Origin of the sequence: Pyxidicoccus trucidator, from assembly GCF_010894435.1 — a bacterium.
GTDB classification, from domain to species: Bacteria; Myxococcota; Myxococcia; order Myxococcales; family Myxococcaceae; genus Myxococcus; species Myxococcus trucidator.
In genome coordinates, this window is record NZ_JAAIXZ010000019.1 from 181614 (window position 1) to 197717 (window position 16104).

At 70.2% G+C, this 16104-nt stretch carries 17 protein-coding genes; 7 read left to right on the forward strand and 10 right to left on the reverse strand.

Annotation, left to right across the window (positions count from 1 at the left end; all coding sequences use genetic code 11):
* Window positions 1-18: 18 nt before the first annotated feature.
* Window positions 19-507 carry a cytochrome P460 family protein gene (locus G4D85_RS38775; protein ID WP_164019197.1) on the reverse strand — a complete coding sequence of 163 codons (489 nt, stop codon included), beginning with the start codon at window positions 505-507 and terminating at the stop codon, window positions 19-21.
* A 312-nt stretch (window positions 508-819) separates the two neighbouring features.
* Here G4D85_RS38775 and G4D85_RS38780 point away from each other — a divergent pair, with 312 nt between their 5' ends.
* Both G4D85_RS38780 and G4D85_RS38785 read left to right on the forward strand, forming a co-directional pair.
* Window positions 820-1707 (forward strand): DUF2381 family protein, encoded by an 888-nt coding sequence (locus G4D85_RS38780; protein WP_275900350.1) that lies wholly within the window; start codon window positions 820-822, stop codon window positions 1705-1707.
* Window positions 1707-3671 (forward strand): serine/threonine protein kinase, encoded by a 1965-nt coding sequence (locus G4D85_RS38785; RefSeq protein WP_205525894.1) that lies wholly within the window; start codon window positions 1707-1709, stop codon window positions 3669-3671. The genes G4D85_RS38780 and G4D85_RS38785 overlap by 1 nt, the downstream gene beginning before the upstream one ends.
* A 97-nt stretch (window positions 3672-3768) precedes the next feature.
* On the opposite strand, the gene G4D85_RS38790 is transcribed toward G4D85_RS38785, so the two are convergent.
* Window positions 3769-4161: a helix-turn-helix domain-containing protein gene (locus tag G4D85_RS38790; protein ID WP_164019203.1), complete on the reverse strand. Its 393-nt coding sequence runs from the start codon at window positions 4159-4161 to the stop codon at window positions 3769-3771.
* A gap of 293 nt (window positions 4162-4454) precedes the next feature.
* Between G4D85_RS38790 and G4D85_RS38795 the strand changes: the two genes are divergently transcribed.
* The gene (locus G4D85_RS38795) at window positions 4455-4826 is read left to right on the forward strand and encodes a sensory rhodopsin transducer (RefSeq protein ID WP_164019205.1); all 372 of its coding nucleotides are present in this window, start codon (window positions 4455-4457) and stop codon (window positions 4824-4826) included.
* 27 nt (window positions 4827-4853) lie between these two features.
* Here the strand turns inward: G4D85_RS38795 and G4D85_RS38800 are convergent, their stop codons facing one another.
* Entirely contained in the window at window positions 4854-5387 is a 534-nt protein-coding gene (locus tag G4D85_RS38800) for a hypothetical protein (RefSeq protein WP_164019206.1), read from the reverse strand.
* 248 nt (window positions 5388-5635) lie between these two features.
* On the opposite strand from G4D85_RS38800, the gene G4D85_RS38805 reads away from it, so the two are divergent.
* Window positions 5636-6034, forward strand: coding sequence for a c-type cytochrome (locus G4D85_RS38805; protein ID WP_164019208.1), 399 nt, complete (start codon window positions 5636-5638; stop codon window positions 6032-6034).
* Between the two features lie 210 nt (window positions 6035-6244).
* The gene (locus tag G4D85_RS38810; RefSeq protein ID WP_240359759.1) at window positions 6245-6520 is read left to right on the forward strand and encodes a hypothetical protein; all 276 of its coding nucleotides are present in this window, start codon (window positions 6245-6247) and stop codon (window positions 6518-6520) included.
* Between the two features lie 24 nt (window positions 6521-6544).
* Here the strand turns inward: G4D85_RS38810 and G4D85_RS38815 are convergent, their stop codons facing one another.
* Window positions 6545-6919 (reverse strand): response regulator, encoded by a 375-nt coding sequence (locus G4D85_RS38815; protein WP_164019210.1) that lies wholly within the window; start codon window positions 6917-6919, stop codon window positions 6545-6547.
* A gap of 282 nt (window positions 6920-7201) precedes the next feature.
* Between G4D85_RS38815 and egtB the strand changes: the two genes are divergently transcribed.
* Together egtB and egtD are read left to right on the forward strand one after the other, a co-directional pair.
* Window positions 7202-8545, forward strand: coding sequence for an ergothioneine biosynthesis protein EgtB (gene egtB / locus G4D85_RS38820; protein ID WP_164019211.1), 1344 nt, complete (start codon window positions 7202-7204; stop codon window positions 8543-8545).
* 4 nt (window positions 8546-8549) lie between these two features.
* Complete coding sequence (gene egtD / locus G4D85_RS38825; protein ID WP_164019213.1) at window positions 8550-9575, forward strand: L-histidine N(alpha)-methyltransferase; 1026 nt, start codon at window positions 8550-8552, stop codon at window positions 9573-9575.
* A gap of 411 nt (window positions 9576-9986) precedes the next feature.
* On the opposite strand, the gene G4D85_RS38830 is transcribed toward egtD, so the two are convergent.
* From G4D85_RS38830 to G4D85_RS38855, 6 genes are all read right to left on the reverse strand, one after another.
* Window positions 9987-10178 (reverse strand): hypothetical protein, encoded by a 192-nt coding sequence (locus G4D85_RS38830; protein WP_164019215.1) that lies wholly within the window; start codon window positions 10176-10178, stop codon window positions 9987-9989.
* 227 nt (window positions 10179-10405) lie between these two features.
* Window positions 10406-10867: a CoA-binding protein gene (locus G4D85_RS38835; RefSeq protein ID WP_164019216.1), complete on the reverse strand. Its 462-nt coding sequence runs from the start codon at window positions 10865-10867 to the stop codon at window positions 10406-10408.
* 160 nt (window positions 10868-11027) lie between these two features.
* A complete protein-coding gene (locus G4D85_RS38840) occupies window positions 11028-11576 on the reverse strand; it encodes a hypothetical protein (RefSeq protein ID WP_164019218.1) in 549 nt (182 codons plus the stop codon).
* Window positions 11576-12022 (reverse strand): bactofilin BacM, encoded by a 447-nt coding sequence (gene bacM, locus G4D85_RS38845; protein WP_164019220.1) that lies wholly within the window; start codon window positions 12020-12022, stop codon window positions 11576-11578. The genes G4D85_RS38840 and bacM overlap by 1 nt, the downstream gene beginning before the upstream one ends.
* A 3-nt stretch (window positions 12023-12025) precedes the next feature.
* Window positions 12026-12922: a ParB/RepB/Spo0J family partition protein gene (locus G4D85_RS38850; RefSeq protein WP_164019222.1), complete on the reverse strand. Its 897-nt coding sequence runs from the start codon at window positions 12920-12922 to the stop codon at window positions 12026-12028.
* A 105-nt stretch (window positions 12923-13027) separates the two neighbouring features.
* Complete coding sequence (locus tag G4D85_RS38855; protein WP_164019224.1) at window positions 13028-13819, reverse strand: ParA family protein; 792 nt, start codon at window positions 13817-13819, stop codon at window positions 13028-13030.
* Window positions 13820-16104 lie beyond the last annotated feature (2285 nt).

A 16104-nucleotide genomic window follows, 5' to 3' on the forward strand; every position in this document is an offset into this window, starting at 1 on the left:
CCGCGCAGTGTATGCGCCTCACCTTGGCAGCGGCGTGATGACGTAGTCCCGCCCGCCGTCCGCATGACAGCCATGGCACGTCGAGTGGGCCCGGCCGTAGTAGTTGTCGTCGTAGTCCGGCCCGAAACCCTCGTAGAAGATCCACGTGTCCTTGCCGGCACCGTCCGCCACCTTCACGTCGAGCGCATACCCCCTCAGCGTCTTCCCGTCGGACTCGTACAGCTCCTTCACCGTGATGCTGCCCTTGGGGTGCTGGGTGTTGCCCGCGCGCAGGGACTCCGTGAGCACGTCGTTGAAGAACACGCGGACCCTGGGGCCGTGCGAGCGCACCGACTCCCTCGGCGCGGGCTCGGCGAGCCATTCCTTGTAGCGGCCGTCTCGCACGAACGCGGTGATGCCCGCCTCCGACGTGTCGAGGTCCCCCACCATCCCCACCTGCTCGTCGACGGAGGACGACGGGCCACACGCGACGAAAAGCACGGCGGCGAGAGCAGCGGACAGTCGCATGGAGGGGTCCTCGGGGAAGAGCGCGGGCACGCGGCACGCGAGGCGGCTGTGCCTGTTACGCCGCACCGAAGAACCCGGTTACCTCCACCGCCCCTCGAGCCCACCTCCTGCCGAAGCGCGAGCCCCCCATCCCCGCCCCTGGCACCTCAATCACCGGAAATCGCTGGGCAATTTCCCATTGTTTCCGGCCTTCGAGCACCTCCCGGTGGGGTGGACGGCGGCCTACCTGGATGGTCGCCGCATGTCGTCCCTCCCTGTTAGGGTAGCAACCCAGGAGGTAGTCAGGGCTTGCTCCAACCATTTCCTCGGGTCATGCTGGTTCTTACCACCTTGGCAGGTATGACGGCGGTCGCGGGAGAACCCGGCGTGGAGCGGCAGCTGCGGCAGCGGCACATCACCCTCTCGGCGGAGACGTCTGCGACGGCGCACGTGGTGCACGTCGGCGCGGGCACCGCCACCGTGCTGCTCTTCGACTCGCCCGTGCTCCCCGCCAGCCTGGAGCTGGGTGCCTCCCACGAGCGCTTCGAGCGCATCGACCTCACCGAGCGCGCCCTCATCCTCCTTCCTCGCATGGAGCTCACGCCCCACGAGCGCATTCCCCTCACGCTGCGCTTCGCGGACGGCCACATCCCCAGCCGCGTGACGTTCGCCCTCATGGCCGAGCCCTCGGAGGTGGACCTCCAGGTCCGCGTCTTCCGCACCGCGCTCGCGCCCGAGGCCCTCGTGGAACACCTGGCCACCGTGCAGGCCCGCTGTGAGGACTCGGGGCGCTTCTCCAACCTGCTCTTCTCCCGGGACGTGGGGAGCGGCATCACCGTGGAGCGGCTGAACCACCGCCCCAGGGGTAACGAGGGCCCGTCGCCACTCCACGTGGTCGACATGCGGGTGTTCGCTGCGTCCGGCTTCGTGGCCCTCGAAGTCACCTTCCTGCTCGCCGGGGGTCAGCCCTCCTGGCGCCCCGGCCGAGTGGAGGCGCAGGGCGAGAAATCAGGGAAGCCGGTTCCGGTTCGCGCGGTGGACCTGGATGTCCAGGCACTCCGGCCCGGAGTCACGGGGAGACTCGTTCTGGAGTTCCGGGCACGACCTTCCTCACCGGACGAGCTGGTGCGAATCGACGTCCATGAACAGCCGGGGGGCTCACGCCTCCTGAAGCTGCCGGGAGTTCGCCTCCCGCAGCGACTCCCCGAGGTGACGCCTTGATGGCGGGGCACCCACTCACGCTCCGCCCGGGCATGATGGTGGGCCCTTGGTGCATCCAGGAACAGCTGGGCTCGGGGTCCTTCGGCATCGTGTTCCAGGTGGAGCACGCGGGGCAGCGCCACGCCCTCAAGTTCGCCCTGCGGGGCCCGGGCAGTGACGACCTCAACCACACCGACGCGCGCGCCGCGAAGGAGCTGGCCTGCCTGCTCCAGGCCGTCCACCCGAACGTGGCGCGGGTGTGGGCCCATGGCCGGTGGCCGGATGCGCGGACCGGCTTCCACTTCGTGGTCATGGACTTCGTGGAGGGCTCCACCCTGGACGGTTGGGCGAAGCGGGAGCGCCCTTCGGCACGCCGGGTGGCGCGCCTCTTCGCCCGGCTGGCACGCGCCCTGGGTGAGCTGCACGCGCGAGACGTCTTCCACCGCGACCTCAAGCCTTCCAACATCATCGTGCGCGCCAACGACGAGGAGCCCATCCTGGTGGACTTCGGCAGCGCGGACCACGCCGAGGCGCTCCCGCTCACCGAGGGAGTGCTCCCTCCGGGCACGCTGCACTACCGCAGCCCGGAGGCGCTGCGCTTCCACCGCGAGCACTACGCCCGGCAGGATGCGCGCTACCCCTTCCGCGCGACGGATGACCTCTACGCCCTGGGCGTGACGCTCTACGAGGTGCTGGCGGGTGCTCCCGCGTTCTCCCCCACCCTGCCCCGGGACGTACTCATCGACCACATCGAAGAGCGGCTGCCGCCCCGCCCCTCCGAGGTCAACCCCCGGGTTCCGGAAGCGCTGGAGGCCATCGCCCTGCGCCTCATGCGCAAGCGGGCCCGGGAGCGCTACTCCCATGGCGAGGCCCTGCACGCCGCTCTCGAAGAGGCGCTGCGGACCGCCGGGCCTGAATGGGAGGAGCCCCTGCTCTCCGGGAAGGGATTGCCACCCAAGACGCCGGTGCCGCGAGCCAGGGCTGACGCCGCGCCAGTTCCGCCCCCGGGTGAGCGCTCCCCCGCGACGGCCCCGGTCCTCCCTCCCCGTCCGACCACTCCGCCCGCCGCGTCCGGGACCTCCGACCTCCCTCACCGTCCCGTCACTCCGACCTCCGCGCCCGAGGACTCCGCCCTCCCTCGACGACATCCGGCCGCTCCGTCCTCCGAGCCCGGAGCTCCCGTCCTCCACCCGCGTCCTGCTTCCTGGCAGTTGCTGGGTGCGGGGGTCCTCCTCCTCGGGCTGCTGGCCGTGCTCGGGTGGAAGAGCTCGGGAGCGCCCCACGCTTCAGGACAGCTCCAGGCCCAGGCGCCGGCCGCCTCCCTCTCCGTGGTGCCTACCGCATTCCCGGACGAGGAAAGCGCGGTCGGTGAGAGGCTGGAGCCCACTCCCACCACGAGAGAAGAGACCGTGACGAACCCGTCGATGCCTGAAACCCCCAAGCCGCCCGCCAGCTCTCCGGGTGCGTGGAAGCGCACGCTGCCGGTCTGCCTCGCCGCGGCCGCCAGCCTCCACTGCGCGGGCCCGACCTATGCGACCCGGATGGGAGAACGGCCCCGCAAGGACCTGCCCTGTTCTCCCAACGCCTTGAGCGAGATGGAGGTGGTGCTGGGGAAGTTCCGGGGGCCGCACAGCCTTCCCCTGGTGGGCACCGCCCAGATTGACTACCACCAGGACTTCGCGGACGGCGACGTGCTCGTGGACGGCCTGAGGACCGGCGTCATCACCAGCATCGTCCGGAACCCCGGCGCGCTCCCCTCCGGCAGCATCCTGTATGGCTGGGTGTGGGTGGATGGGGAGGACGCGGAAATCCAATGGTTCGAGGCCGACGTCCCACGCTTCTCGAACTACGACGGCGGTCGCATCACCCTCTGCGCCCGCTCGGGCGAAGGAAAGCGCCGGAAGGTGCGTCACGCACCGGGGTCCACTTCGAAGAAGCCCATCTGGGTGCGGACCGACGAATACACGCTGGTCGACCGGTGGTGACGACGCGCGCCCCCACGCGAGCCGCCCTCGCGGCCCGCTCCGTCCGCCTCGTGGCCCGGGCCCCGGCACCCTCGCGGGCGCGGCGGAGCCCGCGTCCTCACTTCTTCTTCTGGTGCATGGCCGCGGCGACCAGGTTCATCAGCTTCAACTGCACCGGGGACAGCTTGCGCAGGTTGCGCATCAGCCGGCGCATCTCCGGCGTGTCGTCCTCGCGGGCCTTGGCGTTGCCCGTGCCCGCCGCCTTGTCCTTCGCCGAGGGCGGCGCGGCCAGGTTCTCCCCCAGGCCGAGCAGCTCGTGCGGCGGCACGTTCAGCACCACGCACAGCCGCCGCAGGTTCTGCACGCTGGGCAGCATGTGCCCCCGCTCCAGCCGCCCGTACACCTCCGACGCCATGCCAATCCGCTCCGCGACATCGGCCTGCGTCAGTCCCATGCGCACCCGGGCAGCCCTCGACGCGGCCCCCAGCATGCTCGCCAATTCTGTGTCCATGCGTGTGTCAGTCCACGAAAGGAGGGGCCCCAGTCCCAGCGCCTCGGAGGCCCATAGATAACCCTCAAGGTCGGGTACTTTCACCATACCTTCAGCGTTTTTTCAAACAAGGCTCGGCCTCGGGTGGCGGCCCGTTGCGGGCCCTCCATGCGTGGCGCGGAGTCATGCGCTTCCGGCGTCCGCGCGGGCTGCCCGTCGGCTTTCCCACGGACGACGGCAGCGGCGCTTCCACCCTGGGCGCGGCATGTCCACGCTCGCGGCGATTCCCACTCCTCCACGCACGGAGCCGCACCATGGATTCCATCGGACGCCGCAGGTGGGCCATCGCCGAGGGCTACATCCCCAGTCAGAGCACCGGGCCCGCGCCCACCATGACGAGCCACGAGACGGCCTGTCTCCTCAACACCGGAGACCGCGACGCCCAGGTGGAGCTCACCGTCTTCTTCAAGGACCGCGAGCCCGCGGGGCCCTACCGCGTCACCGTGCCCGCGCGCCGCACGCTGCACCTGCGCTTCAACGACTTGAAGGACCCGGAGCCCATCCCCCGCGACACCGACTACGCCAGCGTCCTCATGTCCGACGTGCCCATCGTCGTGCAGCACACGCGGCTGGACTCGCGGCAGGCGGAGAACGCGCTGATGACCACCATCGCCTTCTCCGAGTGAGCCCGGCTCGCGGGCGCGCGCACGTCGCTACGAATCCACGCCTCGTGCCGCCGGCCCTTCCACCGCATCCATCAGCGCACGCTTGCGCTCGGCGGCGGTGAAGAGCATCGCCAGCGGCAGGCCCAGGAAGAAGGAGTGCAGGACAATCTGCGGGAACTGCGGCACCTCGAGGAACCCTGGGGCGTAGCCGCGCGCGACGAACTGGAAGCTCACCAGCCAGATGAAGATGCCGAAGAGCAACCCCACCGCGGACTGGAACTCCCAGCGGCCCCGCCCGTCCGGCGGCAGCATGGCGTCCAGGAAGGAGTAGAGCAGCCCCCAGACGGCGGACAGCGCCAGGTGGATGCCACCTCCGAGGAGCAGCGCCGTGCCGGCGGACACCGCCGGGGTGAGGGCGGGCGGCCCCAGCGCCAGGCCCGCGGCCATGCGCACCGGGCGCAGGGGACTGTCTCCCGTGGCCACGGCCACCACCACTTCCGCCAGGGCCAGCACCAGGCCCGCGGCCACGCCGAACAGCAGTCCGTTCGTGGCCGACCAGGGGGTGTACCTCCGCCGAGCCATCGCGCCTCCTTAGCGGGGCCGCCGCATGCCCGGCCCTGGGCCTCAACGTGGGCACGCGTCGCGCGGGCGGGCAGCCGGAGCGCGGCGGAGGCTCGGGACGCCGCCTCCCCTGCGGGCGCACGGGCAGTCCGCTGCCAGACGCGAGGCGACACTGGCGGCCACTGACGGCCAGGGCGCTCGCTCGGCTATCCGGAAGCCAGGCGAGCCCCCACCCGCTGCATCAGCCCGGGGCCCGCCGAGGAGACGCCATGTCGCGCTCGTGGGGTTGGATGACCGTCCTTGCCTGCATCGTCCTCGTGCCCGGTTGCGGAGACGATGACGACGACGATGATGTGCCCGACGATGAGGTGAGCTGCCCGACGGGCGGCACGCAGCTCACGGAGCAGAACTTCGGCCGCGCCTTCCTGGACACGTACTGCACGCGCTGCCACGCCTCCACGCTCACCGGGGCCGCGCGCAACGGCGCGCCCGTGGGGTTCGACTGGGACCGCATCGAATCCGTGCGCGAGCATGCGGCGGAGATGAACGACGAGGCCGGGGCCGACGCGGACGGCAGCGTGAATCGCGAGATGCCCCTCAATGACCCGCGCCCCTCGGACGCCGAGCGCCGCCAGCTCTCGGAGTGGCTCGTCTGTGGCGCGCCCTGAGCCGTGACGCGTCCGGAGGCTGGGGTGGACCGCCCTGGCCCCCCGGGCAGCTCCCAACCCGTCGTTTCTTCCGCCTCCCCCACCGGCGGCCTGTAACTCCTTCACCCTGGGTGCCCTTCTACTCGGGCCCCCCTCTCGGACTCAGGGTGACGACAGGCAGGCACGCCATTGGCATAGGGGAGAGCCCGGAAAGGAACGACGAAGCCGGGTATGCCGCAGCTCCGCCAACACAGCCAGGGTCCGTACCGCGTGCACTATGCGCCCCAGGCCTGGCGCGAAGTCGGGCGCATGTCGGCGGAGACCTTCCTCGCGCTCCAGGACGTGCTGGAGCAGCTCGGAGGCACTCCCGAGCACGCGCCAGAGGCCGCCAGTGGCCTCGCCCGCCACGCGCTCCCCCAGTACGGGCTGGAGCTGGAGTACACGTGGGACGAGCGCTCGCGCACCCTCACGCTGCTGGCGGTGGTGCGGGTGCCGCGCAAGCCGTGAGCGGCCTCGCGCCTCCGCCCGTCCTCAGGCCGTCACGCCGCAGAGCGTCTGCACCGCGTCCAGCAGCTCCTCGACGATGAAGGGCTTGCGCAGGAGGCCGCGCGCGCCCGGCGGAGCCTCCGTGGAGACGGCGGTGAGCACGAGCACGGGCACGGCCTGCATCCTCGGCACCTCGCGGAGGCGCGCGAGGAACTCGTGGCCGTTCATCACCGGCATCATCAAGTCCAGCAGGATGAGGCACGGCCGGGGCATGTGCTGGAGCTCGTCGAGCGCCTCGCTGCCATTGGCGGCGATGGTGACCTCGTAGCCTTCCCCTTCCAGGATTTCCGCGATGGCTGCTCGGATGTCCTCGTCATCCTCCACGACGAGCACGGACCTGCGCGGAACAGCGGTGGCCATGCGCGGAAGCATAGAAGCCCCGCGCCGCGCACCGCGACCAAAGCCGCCCACGAGCCAGCATTAGTGGACAGAAGTTGTGAAGTCGGCTGCCCCCATGGACAATTCTGTTTGAGCTGCAACCTCCTGCCAGCCATTGTGCGGTGGCAGGGAAACCCCAGGGGGCCCGGTCATCCAGAAGGCCACGCGCAGCGCGGAGCAACGTGCAGTCCCACACGGGAGCCTCGGGCGGAGGTGGGCCCGGGGTTACCTCGTCGTGGGGCGCCTCCCTACCTTGGAGCGGTCATGTCCCGTATGGCAGAGGGCAGGAAGGTCCAGGGCAGGGGTGGCGGCGAGGCGCGCCCGTGGAAGGCGCGGGCCTGGACGGAGCTGGAGTGCGCGCGCTCGCGGGTGCTGGGCATGCTCGCGGGCCTTCCGGAAGCGGAGCTGCGGCGCCAGCACTCGCCGCTCATGTCGCCGCTCGTCTGGGACGTGGCCCACGTCGCCAACTACGAGGAGCAGTGGCTGCTGCGCGCGCTCGGCGCCCCGGCGCTCACGGACCCGGCCTTCGACGCAATCTATGACGCCTTCCGGCACCCGCGCGCCACGCGCTCGGAGCTGCCCATGCTGAGCCCCGAGTCCGCCTTCGCCTACGCCGCCCGCGTGCGCGAGGCGGTGCGCGAGCACCTGGACTCGCTGCCCGAGGCCGGCCCAAAGCCCCTGCTGGCGGGCGGCTACGTCTTCGGCATGGTGGCGCAGCACGAGCAACAGCACGCGGAGACGCTCGCCGCCACGCTGCAGCTGATGACGGCGGCGGAGTACCGCGTGCCGTCTCCTCGCGCGCGCCCGCGGCCCGGCGCGGTGCCGCTGGCGGAGGTGCTCATCCCCGGTGGCCCGGTGCGCCTGGGCAGCGACGACGCGTGGGCCTATGACAACGAGCGCCCCGCCTTCGTCACGCAAGTCGCCCCGTTCCTGCTGGACGCGCACCCGGTGACGAATGGCGACTACCTCGTCTTCGTCGAGTCCGGCGGCTACGAGGACGCGCGCTGGTGGCACCCGAAGGGCTGGGGCTTCGTCCAGGCCGAAGGGTGGAAGCACCCGCTGTTCTGGCTGCCCCAGGGCAATCACGTCTGGCTGCGCCGGCGCTTCGGCCAGGTGGAGCCGCTGCCCAAGGACGAGCCGGTGCAGCACGTGAGCTGGTACGAGGCGGACGCGTACGCGCGCTGGGCGGGCAAGCGCCTGCCCACGGAGGCCGAGTGGGAGAAGGCCGCGCGCGGCAGCGACGGCCCCCCGCGCGAGCACCCGTGGGGAGACGCGGCGCCGACGGAGGCGCACGCCAACCTGGGCGGCGACACGTGGGGCCCGGCGCCGGTGGGCAGCTACCCGGCGGGCGTGAGCCACGACGGAATCTGGGGACTGCTGGGCGACGTCTGGGAGTGGACGGCGAGTGACTTCCGCCCGTACGCGGGCTTCACCGCCTTCCCCTACCGCGAGTACTCCGAGGTGTTCTTCGGAGAGGACTACAAGGTGCTTCGGGGAGGAGCGTGGGCCAGCGCGCCAGTCGCGGTGCGCAATGGCTTCCGCAACTGGGACTTCCCCAATCGCCGGCAGATTTTCGCCGGCTTCCGCTGTGCACGTGACGTGAGGTGAGGCAATGCGGGTGAGGACGGCGCAGACGGTGGGGACTCCGGGCAGCGGGACGCGGGAGACTCCGGGAGTGCGGGTGGACGTGTACGTCCGGCCGGGTGACGCGAAGCGCGCGCTGCGGGCCGAGGTGCTCCAGGGGCTGTGCGGCATGCCCAAGGAGCTGTCCCCCAAGTGGCTCTATGACGAGCGGGGCAGCCAGCTGTTCGACGACATCACCCGGCTGCCCGAGTACTACCCCACGCGGCGAGAGCGCGAAATCCTGCTGGCCCACGCCAGCGACGTGGCGCGGCTGAGCGGCGCGGACACGCTGATTGAGCTGGGCAGCGGCACCAGCGAGAAGACGCGCCTGTTGCTGGACGCCATGGAGGAGGCGGGCACGCTGTCGCGCTTCGTGCCCTTCGACGTGAGTGAGGCCTTCCTCCGGCGCGCGGCGGCGTCACTGGCACGCGAGTACCCGGGCATCAGCGTGCATGCGGTGGTGGGCGACTTCGAGCGGCACCTCGGCAACCTGCCCGGTGGAGGGCGGCGGCTGGTGGCCTTCCTCGGCGGCACCATCGGCAACTTCAAGCCGGCGCAGCGCGCGCTCTTCCTGCGCGAGGTGTCCGCGGGGCTCCAGCCGGGAGACGGGCTGCTGCTGGGCACGGACCTCATCAAGGACCGCGAGCGGCTGTACGCCGCCTACAACGACAGCGCGGGCGTGACGGCGGAGTTCAACCGCAACGTGCTCAAGGTGCTCAACCGCGAGCTGGGCGCGGACTTCGAGCCCGACGCCTTCGAGCACTTCGCGCCCTTCGATGAGACCAACGCGTGGATTGAGATGCGCCTGGTGTCGAAGCGCGCGCAGACGGTGTGGCTGTCCACGCTGCGGCGCCGGGTGGACTTCGCCGAGGGCGAGGTGCTGCGCACCGAGGTGAGCTGCAAGTTCCAGCAGCGCCAGGTGGAGGCCGAGTTGGCCGAGGCCGGCCTCACCCTCACCGAGTGGTGGACGGACACCTCGGGTGACTTCGCGCTCTCCTTGGCTCTCAAACGTTGACACCCGGGAGGAAACCCGAACGTGGAGCGCAACTTCGGGGGCGAAATATGCGAGAATGGTTCGATGCCGGACGGGTGTGGCCGGCAATCGAGTCCAGGGCCGGGGACTCAACGGACCGCTGTCTCGAAGTGGGTTCGCGCGTCGGAGTGACACTCCTTCCTCCTGCCGGAGGGGGAGCATCGGGAGCCTGACGATTCGCCTCCTGGCACGGAGGCTCCCGGGGGTCTTCTCAACCCCGCTCGCGCCCCACGGAGGGACAGGCCGGTTCACACACCCCGCCGGGGGGATTCATCGGGCGGGTGGCCGGGCTTCAACCCGCCGCTCCGCCCGATGTTTCCGCGGGGTCTCCCCCACGCAGGTTCCACGTTCCACGGAAGGGCTCACGTGGAAGGACTGCGCACGGTCCGCGCGTCAGCGACGCGGCGGGTTGCGGCGCGCGGGCACGCGGACGGGCACTGGCTGCGGCGTCGGACGCGTCGTCCACGCGGCCCAGAGCCCGGCGACCACGGTGGCGATGACTCCGCCCGCGACAATCACCTGCTCCCCCAGAGGTCCAAGGTCCACGGTGGCGAGGTGGAGGGGGAGCATTCCGGAGAACGACATGCGGGGACTCCTGGCAAGGCGCTGCGTTGGAGGTCCTGATGGGTCCGGAGTGGCACCCAACGCGGGCCGGGGAAGTGCAGGTTAAGTAACCGTGACGGAATGTGGAAGTCCCTGAGCGAGGATGACGACGTGGCGTGCACGGAAGTGCACCCCGCGTCCTGTCCTCCAGGGCTTCCAAGCCGTCCTGACGTTCATAATGCGTTGGACGCGCGGCGCACGCCGGATGTTCACACGCTCGCTGAGCCTGCCTGCTCCTGCTCGAGCTTCATCCGCTCCACCTTCATGCACCGGTCCTGCACCACGCGGATGCCGGCACGGGCCAGCTTCTCGGCGGCCGCGTCGTTGCGGATGCCGAGTTGGAACCACACGGCGCGCGGCTTCTTCGCGAGCAGGTCCGCCACGTGCCCGTCGATGTCCTCGGCCCGGCGGAACACCTCCACCACGTCCACCGCGCCGGGCACGTCCGCCACCGCCGTGTAGACGGGCTGGCCGAGGATGGGGCCCTTCTCGCCATGCACCGACACCGGGACGATGTCGTAGCCATGCCCCTGCAGGTAGTGAGGCACCGCGTACGCCGGCTTGTGCGCGGAGCTCTCCGAGCGGATGCCCAGCACGGCCACCCGGCGGCTGTTCGCGAGCACCTCCCGCACACCGGCATCGTCCTCGACGAGGTTCTGCTTCCAGTCCATGGCTGCCTCCTGTGCGGAAGGTTGCCACGCACCGGCCCGGCGGCGAGTGAGCCCGCGCTGAAGGGACGCCCGCCCACCACGGACCGTTCCACGTGGCGCGGCCTGGAGCTCGCTGCCGTGGAACGAGCGATGAGCGGGAGGAAGGCCCGCTCCCGCCCGGCTACCGCGGAGCGGCCTGGACCTCGATGTTGCGGCACGCCTCGGTGGCCAGGAGGACGTCCTCCGGCGTGGCACCAGGCAGGCTGGCACAGAGGAACAGGTCCTCGTTCAGCTTCCGCGCGCCGAAGAAGCCCGGGGCATGGGCACCGATGCCGCCATCCGCGAGCCGGGGCGCCATCGTGATTCGCAGGAGGCTGTAGTCCTGCGTGTCCTCTTCCTGGTCCAGCGATATCTCGTAGCCCTTGAGCTCCTCGCGGACGCGGTCTGCGAGGTCCTCGGACGAGGGCTTCTGCGCCCCTTGCCCGCGTCGCAGGTCCACCCGCAGCACCGGGCGGCCGGGCGGGCCCGCCTGGAAGCTGTCGTCGGGCGCCACCTGCGCGGACCAGCCGTCCGGCAGCGGCACCTTCACCCCCGAACGAAGGGATGAGGCGCGCGCCGAGCCGTCCGGACTGGCCGCCGGCACGGAGTCCTCCTGCTTGCAGCCCTTGCAGCCTGCCAGGAGGGACAGCGCCAGCACGGTGGCTGGCGCGATGTGCTTCGGGAGGCGCACTACTTCTTTTCGCCACCCGGCGGAGGCGGCTTCCCGCCAGCGCCAATGTTCTCCATCTTCAGCGAGCCCTCGAAGATGACGCCGCGGTCCATGGACAGCGACGGCGTCTCGAGGTTGCCCTTCACGCGGCCGGGCGTCTTCAGCTCGATGACCTGGGTGGCCTTCACGTTGCCTTCGACCTGGCCGTTGATGATGACGGTACCGGCCTGGATTTCGGCATTCACCCGGGCGCCGTCACCGATGACGAGCACGTCCTTGGTGACAATCTGCCCGTTGAACTTTCCGTCGATGCGGACCTGTCCCTCGAACGTGAGCTTCCCTTCGAACTCGCTCCCCTTGCCCAGGAGCGTATGCACCTCACCAGTGCGCTGCGACACGGAATCCTCCTCCCGCCTGAACAAAGGCTTGCTGGGTGCTTCGTCTTTTTTCCCGCCAAGGAGCGCCACGTCCTACTCCTTCCTGAGAAGCTTCAAGAGCCGGTCGAGGTCATCGTAGGAGAAGAAGTCCACCTCGATGGTGCCCTTTCCGGGGCTTCGTTCGGTGAGCCGAACTTTCGTCCCCAGCCGTCGCTGAAGCTCCTCCACCAGGGACTTCACCTGCGGGCTCTGCTTCGGCGCCGACTTGCCCGCATCCTTCTTGCCCGGGGAGCGACTCTGCTGGACGAGCCGCTCCGTGTCACGCACGGACAGCTTCTTGTCCGCTATCTGCTTCGCCAGGTTCTGCAGCTCGGGCAGGCGCGGCACGCCCAGCAGGGCCCGCGCGTGGCCCATGCTCAGCGCGCCGTCCGCCACCATGACCTTCACGTCCTCGGGCAGCGCGAGCAGCCGCAGGGCGTTGGCCACCGTCGAGCGCTCCTTGCCCACGCGCTGGCTGACCTGCTCCTGCGTGAGCTTGAACTCCTCGACGAGCCGCTTGTAGCCCTCGGCCTCTTCAATGGGGTTGAGGTCCGCGCGCTGGAGGTTCTCCACCAGGGCCAGCTCGAAGGCCTGGACCTCCGTCACATCCTTGACGATTGCGGGCACTTCCTTGAGGCCCGCGGCCTGGGAGGCGCGCCAGCGGCGCTCGCCGGCGATGATGCGGTAGCCGTCTCCGTCCTTGCGGACGAGGATGGGCTGGAGCACGCCCTGGGCCTTGATGGAGTCGGAGAGCTCCTTGAGCTTCACCTCGTCGAAGTGCTGGCGCGGCTGCTCCTTGTCCCGGTGGATGGACTCAATCGGGAGCTTGAGGACGCCGGCCTTGAGGGCAGCCTGCTCGGCTGCCTTGCCAGCGGGCGCGGGCGCGGCCTGGGGGATGAGGGCGGAGAGCCCACGGCCAAGCGCTCGCTTCTGCATGTCTGCTTTCACCACGTCGTGACTCCAGCGCCGCGTGGACTCTCACGGCTGCCATGAACGGCAAGGGCCCCCCGGCAACTTCGGAGAGCCCCCGCTGCTTCCGGACGACTTCAGCTCACTTCAGGCCACGCGGCGGCGCGGGGCCTTGGGGGTGTCACGCTTCATGAGCTCCCGGCCGAGCGCCAGGTAGCTCTCACAACCCTTGGACTTGATGTCGTAGAGGATGATGGGCTTGCCGAAGGACGGGCACTCGGACAGGCGCACGTTGCGCGGCACCACCACTTCGAAGACCTGCTTCTTGAAGTAGCCGCGCACCTCGTCGACGACCTGGTGGGCGATGTTTGCGCGCGAGTCGAACATGGTGAGGAGGATGCCCTCCATCTTCAGGTCCGGGTTGAGGCCCTGCTTCACCAGGTCGATGGTGTGCGTCAGCTGCGAGAGACCCTCGAGCGCGTAGTACTCGCACTGCAGGGGGATGAGGACGGTGTCCGCGGCGGCGAGCGCGTTGAGGGTGAGCAGGCCGAGCGACGGCGGGCAGTCGATGATGACGTAGTCGTACTCGGCGGCGAGGGGACGCAGGGCCTCGCGGAGGCGGAACTCGCGGCGCTCCTGGTTGACGAGCTCGACTTCGGCGCCGGTGAGGTCCGGCGTGGCGGGGATGACCTGGAGGTAGCGCAGCTCCGTGGGGTGGAGCAGCTCCTTCATGGGGCGCCCGTTGAGGAGTGCCTCGTAGATGGTGCCGTGGAGGTCATCGCGCTTCAGGCCGAGCCCGCTGCCGGCGTTGCCCTGCGGGTCCATGTCCACCAGCAGCGTGCGGCGCTCGGCGGAGGCCAGGCTCGCGGCGAGGTTGATGGCGGTGGTGGTCTTCCCCACGCCGCCCTTCTGGTTGGAGATGCAGATGATTCGACCCACGTGGCCCATCCTCTCTCTCCCCGGCCGGTGCCAGGGCCCCATGCGTGAAGCAGTGCACGGTTGCGCGCTGATCTGCTGCTAGCACGCGGTTTGGGGGTGGATCAAATAGTCGGCGACCCTCGTCTCCCTGCTCTCTCCGCTCGTGATTCCACGGGGGTGGAAGCCGGGTCCGCGCCGGGCGCGGAGCCGGGTCCCCGGTGAGTTGAGCCCGCTTGCGCTCAGGGCGCGAGTCCCCTGGCGCCAGCAAGGTCTCGCGCCCCCATATAAAGGAGGCGCTGCGCTTGCCCGGTCCCCTGGACTGGAGACCGAGGGCCGAGGGCTCCAGGCCGGAGGTGGGGAATCCGCGGTCCTGCTTCGGGTAACGCCTCCTGAGGTCGTGGCTCCAGCGAGGCTGGAGGAGCCCCCATGTCAGGCCCCTATATAAGGATGCGGCCAGGGGGTCCGGTTTCTGGGCGGAAGTCCATGGGGTGCCTCGTCAGCCATGGCTCCGACCAGGAGAAGGTGCCGATGCTCCTGCGCTCAACGGACACCTGGGAGTCCATGCGCTGTCGCCAGTCGTGCCGGCTTGCAGGCGGAGCGGGCTTGGAGCACTCGCCATGCTCCCGCGCCGTGCGACCAGGTCTCAGCGGAAGGAAGCGCGCCGCGTGCGCGCCACGGGCATGGGAGCTGCGCGCCGCGTGTGAGCCACGGCCATGTGGAGACTGAGCAGCAGGTGAGCACTGGCGGAGGCATGTCATGCGGACGAGCCCGGTCGAGGCGGGGAACACCTCTGGCCGAGTTCGGGGGAAGCCTCGCGCCACCGCAGCGATGAAGGGTCGGCGCGCGCCACGCTCCAGCAGTTCCGACCGCGGCACCGCCTCAGCTCCGGCGCGGATGTCTTGAGCCATCCTGAAGCCAGCGGAGCGTTCGGGACTGGTCGCTTCGCCATCGAGCCTCACCACGCGGCCTGCCTGTGCGGCGCTACTTCCTTGCTCGCGCCTTCAAGCCGCCCGACCTCACGGCGCGACCTCACGGCGCGACCTCACGGCGCGATCTCACGGCGCGACCCGCCTTTGAGAGAGGGTTCCACCTCATCGCTCGCGCCAGCAAACCCCACCAGCCTCACGGCGCCCCGCCTGTACGGTGGCAGCGCGCAACCGTTCCGCGCCGTTGGGCCGCACAGCCCTCGGAGGCATGACCCGCCTGTGCGGCGGCTCCGCGAGGTTCCTGCCCCGCATCGACGCCGCCTGGTTTCACGATGGGCAGGGACCGTCGGAAGTCGGCGCGCACGCACTCGCGAAGCAGGAGAAGCCGTGATGCATGGTCGAGCGGCGCCTCGCGCAACCCGGGCTGTCGGCGTCCGCGTCCCACGTGGCGCAGCCCATGTGCGGTCACCGGTGGAGTGAAGCAGCCCATCCCGCTGCGGAGCCCCCCACTTCCAGTCCGGCACCAGCGCGCGAGAACAGCGGCATCCTCCTCACCTGCTCCACGTGGAACAGGCTCCGTGAACAGGGCCGCGCGCCCCCACCGCGGAGGCGTGTTCGTGCTCCAGGCACAACAAGCAGCAGGAGTCGGTGGGCCTCGCCTCCATTGGGACCCGTTCCCACCACGTCCCGCTCCACCTCCACCGTCGGCGTGCACCAGACATGGCCACTCCATGCCACCCACTCGCGCGCCTCCAGCCTGTGGAGAGCGGCTCAGCCGCTGCCCCTCCGCTCCCCTCGCCCTGAGCGACGACCTGCCCCGTGAAGGGCGGCTCTGAGTGCTCTCCTTCCACGTGGAGCGCGAACCGAAGCCGTCATCCCGCAGCACGTCTCCACCGCCAACAGGGCTCCGCATGCGTGGGGGTGTCGCGATGCCGAGGCAAGCGGAGCCACTCCACGGTGACCGGGAGACTTCTGCGCAGGTGAGCCATGCAGCGCGCTCACGTTCCACGTGGAACACGGAGCCCCGATGGATGCCGAACCTGGCTGCCCGCTGACTCCAGCGCGCCCCGCCTACGGCCCGTCCCTCCTCCATGGGAACCGGGCCCGATGCCCGTGCCGACTTCATGGCCATCACTTGCACACGCGCGGCGGCGACGAACACGGAGACCTTCACGCGCTGGCGCACCACTCCACTCCACCTTGCAACCACGGTGGCTCCACCAGGATGCCCTCCGGTGCCTCCGCGTGATGCTGCACCACGTGACGAACCCGACGACTCCGGCCAGCGGCTTCCGGTGCCGCCGCGTGGTGCTTCACTACGTGACGAACCTGACGACTCCGGCGGCTTCCAGCGCCTCCGCGTGATGCTTCACCACGTGA